The sequence below is a fragment of the Kribbella sp. CA-245084 genome (genome assembly GCF_050942355.1).
Taxonomy (GTDB): domain Bacteria; phylum Actinomycetota; class Actinomycetes; order Propionibacteriales; family Kribbellaceae; genus Kribbella.
The window spans coordinates 1,360,845-1,372,837 of record NZ_CP192053.1; the positions used below are offsets into that span (position 1 = coordinate 1,360,845).

Annotated in this window: 11 protein-coding genes; 2 read left to right on the plus strand and 9 right to left on the minus strand. The window is 67.9% G+C overall.

The annotated features are described in order from the left end of the window. Nucleotides 1-159: 159 nt before the first annotated feature. The 5 genes from ACQPYH_RS06725 to ACQPYH_RS06745 form a co-directional block, all read right to left on the minus strand. Entirely contained in the window at nt 160-687 is a 528-nt protein-coding gene (locus ACQPYH_RS06725; protein WP_432888121.1) for a hypothetical protein, read from the minus strand. A gap of 39 nt (nt 688-726) precedes the next feature. Next, nucleotides 727-1,443, minus strand: a complete 717-nt coding sequence (locus tag ACQPYH_RS06730) for a hypothetical protein (protein ID WP_432888123.1) — start codon at nt 1,441-1,443, stop codon at nt 727-729. A 95-nt stretch (nt 1,444-1,538) separates the two neighbouring features. After that, nucleotides 1,539-2,543 carry an N-acetylglucosamine kinase gene (locus tag ACQPYH_RS06735; protein WP_432888125.1) on the minus strand — a complete coding sequence of 335 codons (1,005 nt, stop codon included), beginning with the start codon at nt 2,541-2,543 and terminating at the stop codon, nt 1,539-1,541. Then, a complete protein-coding gene (locus ACQPYH_RS06740) occupies nt 2,531-3,787 on the minus strand; it encodes a 6-phospho-beta-glucosidase (RefSeq protein WP_432888127.1) in 1,257 nt (418 codons plus the stop codon). The genes ACQPYH_RS06735 and ACQPYH_RS06740 overlap by 13 nt, the downstream gene beginning before the upstream one ends. A 10-nt stretch (nt 3,788-3,797) precedes the next feature. Continuing rightward, on the minus strand, nt 3,798-4,985 hold the full coding sequence (locus ACQPYH_RS06745) for an ROK family transcriptional regulator (RefSeq protein WP_432888129.1): 1,188 nt from the start codon (nt 4,983-4,985) through the stop codon (nt 3,798-3,800). A 145-nt stretch (nt 4,986-5,130) separates the two neighbouring features. On the opposite strand from ACQPYH_RS06745, the gene ACQPYH_RS06750 reads away from it, so the two are divergent. Together ACQPYH_RS06750 and ACQPYH_RS06755 are read left to right on the plus strand one after the other, a co-directional pair. Next, nucleotides 5,131-6,783 carry an ABC transporter ATP-binding protein gene (locus tag ACQPYH_RS06750; protein WP_432888131.1) on the plus strand — a complete coding sequence of 551 codons (1,653 nt, stop codon included), beginning with the start codon at nt 5,131-5,133 and terminating at the stop codon, nt 6,781-6,783. Beyond that, a complete protein-coding gene (locus ACQPYH_RS06755) occupies nt 6,780-8,567 on the plus strand; it encodes an ABC transporter ATP-binding protein (protein ID WP_432888133.1) in 1,788 nt (595 codons plus the stop codon). Before ACQPYH_RS06750 ends, ACQPYH_RS06755 begins: the two co-directional genes overlap by 4 nt. Here the strand turns inward: ACQPYH_RS06755 and ACQPYH_RS06760 are convergent. From ACQPYH_RS06760 to ACQPYH_RS06775, 4 genes are all read right to left on the minus strand, one after another. After that, nucleotides 8,515-9,483: a DUF2891 domain-containing protein gene (locus ACQPYH_RS06760; protein ID WP_432888135.1), complete on the minus strand. Its 969-nt coding sequence runs from the start codon at nt 9,481-9,483 to the stop codon at nt 8,515-8,517. The two genes, ACQPYH_RS06755 and ACQPYH_RS06760, sit on opposite strands and share 53 nt — an antisense overlap. 8 nt (nt 9,484-9,491) lie before the next feature. Beyond that, nucleotides 9,492-10,463, minus strand: coding sequence for a DUF979 domain-containing protein (locus ACQPYH_RS06765; protein ID WP_432888137.1), 972 nt, complete (start codon nt 10,461-10,463; stop codon nt 9,492-9,494). Next, a complete protein-coding gene (locus ACQPYH_RS06770) occupies nt 10,460-11,167 on the minus strand; it encodes a DUF969 domain-containing protein (protein ID WP_432888139.1) in 708 nt (235 codons plus the stop codon). Before ACQPYH_RS06770 ends, ACQPYH_RS06765 begins: the two co-directional genes overlap by 4 nt. A 145-nt stretch (nt 11,168-11,312) precedes the next feature. Next, entirely contained in the window at nt 11,313-11,990 is a 678-nt protein-coding gene (locus tag ACQPYH_RS06775) for a uracil-DNA glycosylase (protein ID WP_371407162.1), read from the minus strand. Nucleotides 11,991-11,993: the final 3 nt, after the last annotated feature.

Here is an 11,993-nt window from a genome sequence, read left to right on the forward strand (position 1 = left end):
TGAGCATAGACCCACGATGTAGGCAAGAGGTTGAAGTCGGTACGTTTTGTAGACAGTGACCACCTGAGCGTGAATAGGCGCAAAAAAAAGCCGCACCCTGCACGCCTGGGCGTGAAGGGTGCGGCCGTGTCAGAGCACAGAAAGTGCGTGCCGGGTGATTCAGCTCTCGGTGTCGGGGCCTGCCTCGCGGACGTCCTCGACCTTGCGCATGGCTTCGCGGAGGTCGGCCAGCCAGCTTTCGCTGTGCTGGGCGACCAGCTTGACGCACCAGCCGAGGGCGTCGCTGCGGGAGCGGGCCACGCCGGCGTCGACGAGGGTGTCGAGGACCTGGCGTTCGGGCTGGCGGAGCCGGGTCATCACCGGCGCGGACAGTGAGGTGAAGATCGTCCTGGTCTCGCCGCATCGGACGCCCCAGGCGACCTTGCGGCGGGTGGCGTGCTCGAGCTCGCGGGCGATCTCGATCCGGTGGTCCCGGGTGTCCTCGCGGAACTGCTTGACCCGGCCCGCCTCGGCGGCGGAGCGCTCGGAGTCGCTCACGTCCTTGCTCTGCTCGGGTGCGGGGATCCGGCCGACGATCAGGATCTCGTCCCGGTCGATCGACAGCTCGGTCTCACCCTCGAACCAGTCGCCCGGCAACCGCCCGGTCAGCCAGCCCCGCACCTTCTCCTGCTCAGTCTGTGTACTCATGTAATCATGATTACACCTCAACAGGACGAGCTCAAGCAATCAGCGGTACTGCACCGTGTACGCCGCGTGCGCGTCGCCCTGGGACAGCCCGATGTTCGACACACCGATCACCAGCGTGTGCCTGGTGACGTCGTTCCGGTACGTCACGTACGTCGTACCGGCCGCGCCTTCGGTGGAGATGCGTGTCCAGTGCGCTCCGCCCTTCGCAGCGACCTTGTGCAGCTGTGCGGCCGCGGTCGGCGTCGCGTAGTACGCGGTCCACTTCGTGTCACCGCGTCCCCAGGCCCGGACCAGATTGTCCGACCACTGGACCGCGTTCCAGGCCTGCGGCTCGCCGCTGAACTTCGCGGTGTGCGCCGCGTGCCAGCCGTTCGCCGCACGCAGACCGACGTTCTGTACGCCGATCGTGAGGTTCCCGCCGCGAGCGTCGTCGTGGTACGTCACATAGATCGTGCCGGCAGCGCCTTCGGTCGAGACCCGGCGCCAGTGGATGCCGCCGGGCAACGCCTGTCCGTAGAGCGTGCGGGTAACAGCTGTTGATGCGTAGCAGTTGGCGGTTGCGGTCGCACCGCTGCCCCACGCCCGCACCAAGCGGTCGGCGTACGCCGCCGCGGAAATGTTCGTCGCAGACGCAAGCCGGCTACAGCTGGCTGTCGTCGTGGTTGCAGTGACCGGCGCTCCGGCCGCGGTGAGAACGAATGGCGCGCTGACCGCGAGTGCCGTCGTACCGCCCAGACCTATGATCCTTCGAATCATCATCGACCTCCCGAGTGGATGTGGTCCTACTCGTGGGACGCCACATCACACCCGGGAGTTTGCATTGCTCCCCAATGAAACAGGGCTGCAATGTGTTAGGCAGCCGGTGGTGGCGCGAATGCTGCGCGTAAACGCTCCTGCGCGTTCGCTCCGGCGGCCGTGTGGTCAAGTCCGAGCAACGCCGCACCCACCACCGGCGGTACGTCGACCACGCGCGGGACCGCCTTCGGAGCAACCTCCGCGAGCAGACGCGTGACGCGATCGAGCAGGACGGAGTGTCCCGCGGTCAGAACGCCACCGCCGAGTACGACGGTGACGCGCTCGTCGAGCAGCTCGAGCCGCCGCAACGCACTGACCGCCATCGCGACGATCTCCTCGGCCTGTTGCTGAATGATGCCCAAGGCAACAGTGTCGCCGGCGGCCGCGACCTGGAACAGCACTGGCCCGGCCTCCAACTGCCGCTCGATCGGGAGGTCGCCGAAGTGGAACGCCTCGATCACCGCGGCCAACGACGGCAACCCGTAGTGCACCGGCAGCGCGGTCAGCAGTGCGGTCGTAGGACCGCGCCCGTCCTCGGCTCGCGACGCCGACCAGAACGCCTCCTCGGCCAGTTGTGCACCACCGCCCCAGTCGCCGGTCACCTTCCCCAGCGCCGTGAAGCGAGCGGTCCGCCCGTCCGGCAACATCCCGGAGCAGTTGATCCCCGCACCGCACACCACTGCCACACCGCGCGGTTCGTCTACTCCGGAACGCAGCAGCGCAAAGGTGTCGTTGGTGACGTACACCGACTCCGCCCAACCGCAGTCCTCGAACACAGTGGTCAGCTGCTCGACTTCGATCGGCAGGTCCGCGTTGGCCAGGCACGCCGAGATCTGCTGCACGAGGGGTACGTCGCCCAATCGCAGTCCAGCTTCTGCCGCCGCAGCACGCACCAGCGGTTCCAGTTCGGCCACTGCGGCGACCTGTCCGATCTTCTGCGGCTCGAACCCGCCACCACGCGCCGTACCGAGCACTGTCCCGTCTGCGGCGACCAGTGCGACGTCGGTCTTGCTGTTGCCGGCGTCGAAGGCGAGAACTCCGCCCGGGACTAGCGCGCCCACGGGAGGTACGCCTTGTTGTGCGCGAGCAGCTTGTCGGTCAGCTCCTGTGCGAGGGAGATCTGCCCGACCAGAGGATGTGCCAGCAGTGCCCTGAATACCCGCTCGGATCCACCCTTCACGGCGGCGTCCAGCGCCAGGTCCTCGTACGCCGTGACGTGCGCGACCAGTCCGGCGTACAGGGGTTCCAGCGGGGCGACGGGCTCCGGCGTCGTACCCTCCGCGCCGACTGTGGCCGGCACCTCGATCACCGCATCGTCAGCGAGGAAGGGGAACGTGCCGTTGTTGAGGGTGTTCACCACCTGCACGTCGCCGGTGTTGTTGAGCAGGGACGACGCCAGTGCGACAGCGGCCTCGGAGTAGTACGCGCCGCCGCGCTTCTCGAGCAGTGCGGGCTTCTCGTCGAGCTTCGGGTCGGCGTACATGTCCAGCAGTTCTTTCTCGAGTGCTGCGACCTCTGCGGCACGAGAGGGCTTGGTGAGCAGCTCCTTCACCACCGCGTCGTGCGCGTAGTAGTAGCGCAGGTAGTACGACGGCACGACGCCCAGCTCGCGTACGACGTCGGCCGGCAGGATCAGGTCCTCGGACAGCTCGTCCAGGTGCTCGGCGAGCAGCTTGGGCAGCATGTCCTCGCCGTTGACGCGGACCGCGCGCTCCCAGGTCAGGTGGTTCAACCCCACGTGGTCCAGCGACACCTCATCCGGCGTGACTCCGAGCATGGCGGCGAACCGACGCTGGAACCCGATCGCCACGTTGCACAGCCCGACTGCCTTGTGGCCGTGCGACAGCAGCGCACGGGTCACGATCCCCACCGGGTTGGTGAAGTCGATGATCCACGCGTCCGGATTGGTGCGCCGTACTCGCTCGGCGATGTCCAGCACGACCGGCACGGTCCGCAGTGCCTTGGCGAGACCACCGGCGCCTGTCGTCTCCTGCCCGACACAACCGCATTCCAGCGGCCAGGTCTCGTCCTCGTTACGCGCTGCCTGCCCGCCGACGCGCAGCTGAAGCAGTACGGCATCCGCGCCCTCGATGCCCGCGTCCAGGTCGGACGTGGTGATCACGCGGCCCGCATGCCCTTGTTTTGCGAAGATCCGGCGGGCCAGGCCGCCGACCAGCTCGAGCCGGTCCGCCGCCGGATCGACCAGCACCAGCTCCGACACCGGCAACGTATCCCGCAACCGGGCGAAGCCGTCGACGAGCTCGGGCGTGTAGGTGGACCCGCCACCAACGACTGTGAGTTTCATGCTGTGGCTCCTAGGTGACAGGTGGACCGGCGGTGTCGAACACCTCGTCGCGGGTGGTGCTCAGCGCGGACTGCAGTGCTCCGGAGAGCACGGGATCGGTGCTGATCGCGGTCATCAGCAGTTGCGGCCGCGGTACGGCGAGATCGGCGAGCTCGTCCTGGACGAGGCCGCGCAGACGTTCGCCACCTGCGGTGATGACACCACCGGCGAGCACGATCAGCTCGGGGTCGACGACCGCGACGACCGCGGCCAGACCGACGGCCAGCCGGTGCGCGAACTCCTCGAGTACGGCGTCGCCCGCGCCCTCGGTCTGCAGCGCGACCGCGATCGCGGCTTCCGGCGTACGGGCCTTGAGGCCGTGTTCGCGAGCGAGCTCCAGGACGGGTTCGCCACCGGCGAGCTCCTGGAAACCGCCGGCGTTGTTGCGACCGACGTTGCGGACCAGCGGCGTACCCGGGAGCGGCAGGAACGCCACCTCACCAGCGCCACCGGTCGCACCGCGGTGCAGCCGGCCGTTGATCACGATCGCGGCGCCGATGCCTTCCTCGCCCCAGAGCAGCACGAAGTTGTCGTGCTCACGGGCGTGGCCGATGCGCTGCTCGGCGATCGCGGCCAGGTTGACGTCGTTCTCGACCTCCAGCGGTACGGCGATCGCGGCGGCCAGCTCCTCGAGCAGGTGCGGCGCGTGCCAGCCGGGCAGGTGGGTCGCGTACCGCAGCCGGCCGGTCGTCGGGTCGAAGCCACCCGGCGTACCGATCGAGACGCGGTGCAGACGTTCCTTGCTGAGGCCCGCCTCGCCGGCGGCACCCTCGATCGCCTTGACCACCCGGTCGACCGTGCCCTTGGCGCTGCGGCCAGGGGTGGCGAGCTCGTACTCGCCGACCACCTTGCCGGTCAGGTCCGCGACCGCGGCCCGGATCCGGGCTGGTGTGACGTCGAGGCCCGCGACGTACGCGATGCCGCCGTTGATCTCGTACAGCTGCGCGTTCGGGCCGGGACGGCCTGCCGTGGTGCCGCTCGGGCGGACCAGGTGGGCAGCCTCCAGCCGCGCGAGCAGCTGGGACGCGGTCGGCTTGGACAGACCGGTCAGGTTGCCCAGCGTGGTGCGGGAGAGCGGACCCTGGCTGAGCAGCAGATCCAGGGCGGCGCGGTCGTTCATCGCGCGCAGCAGGCGCGGCGTTCCGGGTGTTGTTGCCATGAGCCAACCCTGCCTCCCTTCGCCGCTCGCGGGTACTCGCCGCGCTGAATACGCGAACTGTTAGGAAAGTTTCCTATTAACGCGAGACCGTACGGCGGACTTCGGCGGGTGTCAATCGGCGGTCGTCGGTTAGGGTTACCTAACTATGTCCACTGGGGAGTTGTTGAGGCGGGCGGTCCGGCGGCATCGGGGCAGGATGATCGCGGGGGTGCTGGTGCTGTCGCTGCATCAGGCGACCGAAGCGGCCGTGCCGGTGGCGATCGGTGTGTTCGTGGATCGCGCTGTGTCGACAGGACGCGTCGAGCCACTGTTGTGGTGCGTGCTGATGATGGTCGTGCTGTTCGCCGTACTGTCGAACGCTTGGAAGACCGGTGCGCGGCAGGTGGTGTGGGCGATCGAGTACGAGACGCACCTGCTCCGGCTGGAGATCGCGCAACGGGTGCTGGACCCACGTGGTCACCGCACCGGGCTGCGGTCGGGTGAGCTGCTGTCGATCGCTACGTCGGACGCCGAGAAGGCCGCACTGGTGATGCGGGGCCTTTCTGTTGGCGCAGCGGCGTGTACGGCGTTGATCGTGTCGTCAGTGTCCTTGCTGCTGGTCGACGTACCGCTGGGGCTCGGGGTGCTGATCGGCGTACCGCTGCTGGTGCTGGGGATCCAGGCGATGTCGCCGCTGTTGACCCGTCGTACGTCGAGTCAGCAGGCGGCCGTCGCGGAGACGACTGCGCTGGCTACGGACCTGGTCAGTGGACTGCGGACGCTGCGGGGTATCGGGGCCCAGCACAACGCGGCTGCGCGGTACCGGCGCTCCAGCCAAGACACTCTGCGCGCAACGTTGCGTGCGGCATCGACCAACGGACTGCAGGACGGCGTGACAACCGCACTCAGCGGTCTGCTGCTTGCTGCTGTCGCTGGGGTAGCTGGGTGGTTCGCACTGCATGGGCGGATCACGATCGGCGAACTGATCACCGTGGTCGGCTTGGCCCAGTTCATCGCCGAGCCAGTCGGCACACTGGGCTACGCAAGCCAGATCTTCGCCAGAGCCCGCGCATCCGCCGGTCGCCTCGCCGCTGTGCTCTCGTCGCCTCCCCAGACTGTCACTGGCACCTCAACAGCTATCGACACCACGAAGCCCCTCCTCACCTTGGAAGGCGTTTCGCACGGCACCCTGTCCTCACTGACCCTGGTCCTCCATCCAGGCGAGTCCGTTGGCGTCCTCTGCTACGACCCGCGCGACGCTGACGCCCTCCTGCACGTCGTGGCAGGACGAGCCTCGGAGCACACCGGCACAGTCCTCGTCGGAGGCACCACTCTCGAGGAGCTGGACGTTGATGTCCTGCGGCGAACGGTGTTGCTGGAGCGCCACGAGACAGACCTCTTCGAAGGCACGCTGCGCACCAACCTCCTGGCAGAGACCGGCCTGGAGCGCGTGATGAACGCCGCCGGCGCCGCCGACCTCATCGAAGAGCTGGACCGTCCACTCGCCGACCGCGGCCAGGCACTGTCAGGCGGGCAGCGCCAGCGACTCGGTCTGGCGCGCGCACTGCTGGCCGAGCCGCCACTGCTCGTGCTGCACGACCCGAGTACTGCGGTCGATGCGGTGACCGAGGAATTGCTGGCGGAGGGACTTGCCGAGGAGCGAAGAGGCCGGACCACGCTCGTGTTGACGAGCAGCCCAGCACTGTTGGGGAAGATGGATCGGGTCGTAGTCATCGCCGATGGAGCGGTGGTTGCCCAGGGCATCCATTCCGACCTTGCCTCGGCAGACGCCGGCTACCGAGAGGCGGTACTGCGGTGAACCTGCTTCCGGTCGCAGGTCCGCGGGCGACGTGGACCGTTCTGTGGCGAGAGATCCGGCGGCTGCCGGTCCTGTCCGTGCTCGCGGCTGTAGTGATCACCGGGGCCAGTGCGGCCGGGCTGGTCGCGCCGTGGGCTCTTGGACAGCTGATCGACGACATCTCGGGTGGCGGTGACCGGTCCGCGATCGTGCGCGTGGTGGTCATGATCGGCGTGGCGGCGGTGGTATCCGGCGTACTGACTGCGCTTGGCGTGACGCTGGTGGCGCGGGTCGGTGAAACCGTGCTGGCGCGGATCCGTGAGCAGGTGCTCGATCGGGTGCTGCAGTTGCCCGCGCCGGTGCTGGAGAAGGTGCGGACGGGTGACCTGCTCTCGCGGGTGGGCGACGACGTGGCTTCGGTTGCGTCCGCGTTGACCGAGGTCGGGCCGTCGGTGCTCGGTGCGGCGTTGACGATCGTGCTGACGGTGGGTGGAATGTTCGCCCTCGACTGGCGGCTCGGGCTGGCCGGGATGCTCGCCGTACCGATGTATTTCCTTGCTCTGCGGTGGTATTTGCGGCGGTCGGCGCCGTACTACAAGCAGGAGCGGGTGGCGCTGGGCGAGCGGTCCGAGGCGATCATCGCGTCGCTGCGAGGGAGTGCGACGGTCCGCGCGTACCGGCTCGAGGATCGGCAGTTGGCGAAGATCCGCGAGACGTCGGGGACGGCGCGGGACATCTCGATCACGGTGTTCCGGCTGTTCAGCTTCTTCTCGGCGCGGATCAACCATGCGGAGTTCACCGGGCTGACTGCGATCCTCGTGACCGGGTTCTTCCTCGTGCGTGCGGATGCGGTGACGGTGGGCGCGGTGACGGCGGCGGCGCTGTACTTCCACCGGTTGTTCAACCCGGTCAACGTCGTACTGATGGAGTTCGACCAGATCCAGACCGCGGCCGCGGGTATGTCCCGGTTGGCCGGCGTGTTGGAGATCGAGGCGGCCCCGGCGCCGCCGGCGGGTCCGGGGCCGGCCGACCGGTCGCTCGAGCTCTTTGACATCTCCCACAACTACGACGGTCCGGAGGTCGTTGGTGGGGTATCGCTGCGGTTAGAACCAGGCGAACGAGTCGCGCTGGTGGGAGCGAGCGGTGCTGGGAAGACCACGCTGGCAGCCATTGCAGCAGGCGTTCTGGTGCCATCAGCAGGCACGGTGAAGCTCGGCGGTGTCGACATCCGTGAGCTCGGTGAGGACCGGACTCGTGCACAGGTCGCACTGCTGAGCCAGGAGGTGCATGTCTTCTCCGGCCCACTGGTCGAGGACGTACGGCTAGCACGACCTGCTGCGACGGCTGACGAGGTGGAAGCAGCACTGGACCGTGTCGATGCGCTGGCGTGGGTACGTGCGCTACCGGAAGGCCTGGAGACGGTCGTGGGTGAGAACGGTCATCAGCTGACCGGGGCGCAGGCGCAGCAGCTCGCCTTTGCGCGCCTGGTACTGGCTGATCCGCCTGTTGCTGTGCTGGATGAGGCGACCGCGGAAGCGGGTAGTGCGGGCGCACGCGAGCTGGAACGAGCCAGCGCAGCAGCCACTGTCGGCCGGACCACTCTGGTCGTCGCGCACCGGTTGACGCAGGCCGAGCAGGCAGACCGGATCGTCGTCCTCGACCAGGGGCGGGTGGTCGAGTCTGGGACGCACAGGGCGCTGCTCGCAGCCGGTGGGCGTTACGCGCAGCTGTGGCGAAGCTGGACCGGGACGTCTACGCCTGATCAGCCAGGAGAGCGAACGACACCAGCCAGTGTGTCGACATGAAGTCCCCACCGGTCACCGTAGGCAGCACAGCCTCCACCTGACGGTCCGCGGCCGCCCGCAGTACGTCGGCAACCTCTGGCAGTGCCGGCGCCAGCGTCCGCAACTGCCAAGCTCTGCTCAACGCCAGTCCTGCCAAGTGCGACAGCTGCCCATCGCCCGAGTCGTCGGTAGCCGGCACCTCGAGCAGGCCCTGATGCCTACCCTCCTGGCCGAGTCCTGGGAGGAACGCGGACAGCCAGTCCTTGAACTCCCCACCCGGCAACACCCGGCGCATCAACTCTGCCTCCGACAGCGCCGGCGAGAGGAAGTCGGTACCGGACGGCTCAAACCGTGTGTCATAAGCGGTATCGCCCCCGAACCACTCCACCGCGCGCGCCTTCACCGCCTCCACCACGTCGGCCCGGCCGAGCTCGTCGTACGCCTCAATCAGCAAGGCGAGGGCGAAGGCAGTGTTGAGGTGCACCCCGTGCCGCACCGGGTACGCCTGCTTCGGCAACCACGCCAGTACCAGGTCCGCGATCACGTCACCGAGCGGAGCCAGCGCCTCCGCCCACTTCGTCGTACGGCCCGATGCGACCAGCATTGCCGCCCAGGCCCAGCCGTACGGCCGCTCGTACCCCGGCCGGGCCTTGAGGTAGGCAGCTTCGACAGCGATGTTCTCCGGCGTCAGACGCCGGTCCAGCAGGTCGGCGGGCCGTTCGCCGACCTGCTCCGGTGCCAGCCTCAGCAACTGCGTCAGAGACCACTGCATGTGTGCGCTGGAATGCCAGTCGTACGACCCGTGGAAGGCCGGGAACAGGCGGTCCGGCGTCACATCGACGTCGTCCGGGCCGAGAGAGGCGTGGGAGGAACCGTACGGGTACGGAGTCTCGAGCACCTGGCAGGCGATGTCGGCCCAGGCGGCGGCGTACTTCATAGCACTCCTTAGAACGCGAAGATGTACATGATGACGATGTTGCAAGCCAGCAAGGGGATCGCAGTCGGGATCTGGGCCTTGATCGGCCCGTACTGATCCTTCATCTCCAGTAGCGCTGCTGGAACGAGGTTGAAGTTGGCGGCCATCGGCGTACAGAGCGTGCCGCAGAAGCCGGCCAGCATGCCGACCGCGAACACGACCGCCGGTGTGCCGTGGAACTGCTGCACCAGCAGCGGCCAGCCGACCGCGGCTGTCATGACCGGGAAGGCCGCGAACGCGTTGCCCATGATGATCGTGAAGATCGCCATGCCGATGCAGTACAGCGCGACCGCGGCGATCAGCGACCCCTTGGGAATCACGTGATCCGTGACGCGGCCGACCGCCTTGCCGACACCGGACGCGGTGAACAGCAAGCCGAGCGTGGCGAGCATCTGCGGCAGGATCGCCGCCCAGCCGATGTGCTCGAGCAGCCGTCGACCCTCATGCAGCGGTACGGCGGGAGATCTCGGTCGGAACAGAACCATGCCGACGGCCAGCGCCAGGATCGAGGCGACGCCGAGGCCGATGATCGTGGCCGAGCCGGTCTCGAGCAGGGGCTTGCCGTCGCCGAGCTTGACCTTGGCGAGCCAGGCGCCGAAGATCGCCGCGACCACCGGGATCACGAGCGCCGGCAGGAACAGCTTGTTGCCGAACCGGTCGGCGAAGCGCGCCCGCTGCTCCGGCGTCGTCGTACGCTCCTGACCGCGGCCGGGGAAGCCCGCGCCGGCGAGTACCGCGATACCGCTCACCGCGATGCCGAGCAGCCACGACGGCGCCTGCTTGTGCACCACGAACGTGCCGTAGCAGAACGACAGTCCGAGGATGCCCCAGAACGCCGCGCTGCCGAGGCGCTTGCGGTTGGTCCGGTCGGTGAAGGCCTGCATCGCGATCAGCAGGAAGAAGATCCCGCACAGCCAGTAGAACCACTCGACCTTGATCACCGGGCCACCTCCTCGTCCTCGGCCTCGGCGTCGGCCTGAGCGGCCATCTTGTCGAGCGTGCGATCCAGCAACCACAGCCGTGAGCCGTGGATGAGCAAAGCGCAGATGCCGGTCGGGATCGCCCAGACGGCGATATCGATCGCTTCGAGTTTCAGGCCGTACGTCGTGTCCACGAAGCCGGTGATCAGCAGGATCGAGCCGATCGCGACGAAGATGTCCTCACCGAAGAAGACCCCGACGGTGTCGGCGCTGGCCGCGAAGCCCTTGATCTTCTCCTGCATCTTCTCCGGCAACTTGCCGTACTTACGCTCGGCCGCACCGGCGGCCATCGGATGGATCAGCGGCCGGACTGCCTGCGCGTAGCCGCCGATGCTGGTCAGGCCGACCGCGGCGGTGCCTTGCCGGATCAGCATGTAGAGGGCCAACAGCCGGCCCGTGGTGAGGACCTTGAGTTTGCTGATCAGCTTGCGGGCCTGGTGTTGCAGGCCGTAGCGCTCGATCAGACCGATGACGGGCAGAGTGACGATGAAGACGGTGACGGAGCGGCTGCCGGCGAACCCGTCGCCGAACGCGTTCAGGATCTTGACCGGAGACAGGCCGCCGATGAGGCCGGCCACGATCCCGGCCGCGGTGACGACCAGCATCGAGTTGATCCGGAGTGCGAACCCGACGACCACCACCGCAATGGCGAGCAGAACCCACATGGTTCCTCCCGGAGGGACAGGGCGATTCCGCTCACCATAGGAGATTGTTGAACGATCCTGCAATGCATCATTCGAACAAATTGTCCGGACACGTGAAAACGCGCCGTGACCGCGGGGGTCCGGCGCGTTGTCAGCGAGGGGTTGTCTAGGGCAGGCGCCAGTCGACCGGAGTCGCGCCTTGCTGCTCGAGGAGAGCGTTGACGCGGCTGAACGGGCGGGAGCCGAAGAAGCCTCGGTCCGCGGACATGGGGCTCGGGTGGGCGCTTTCGACGTACGGCGTGCTGCCCAGCATCGGCTTGAGCGTCTGGGCGTCGCGGCCCCAGAGGATCGCGACCAGCGGGCCGCCGCGGTCGACCAGTGCGTGGATCGCCTGCTCGGTGACGCTCTCCCAGCCCTTGCCGCGGTGCGCGCCGGACTTGCCCGGCTGCACGGTCAGCACTCTGTTGAGCATCAGCACACCCTGCTCGGCCCACGGCGTCAGGTCACCGTTGGACGGCGCCGGTACGCCGACGTCCGCCATCAGCTCGCGGTAGATGTTCGCGAGACTCCGCGGAATCGGCCGTACGTCGGGAGCCACGGAGAAGCTGAGCCCCACCGGGTGTCCGGGCGTCGGGTACGGATCCTGGCCGACCACCAGCACCTTCACCTGCTGCAGCGGCTGCTGGAACGCGCGCAGCACGTTCTCACCCGCCGGCAGATAGGCCCGTCCCGCAGCGATCTCGCCGCGCAGGAACTCACCCATCTTCGCGACCGTGTCCTCGACCGGCGCCAAAGCATCGGCCCAGTCCGGCGCCACCAGATCCGTCAACGTCTTAGGACTCACCCG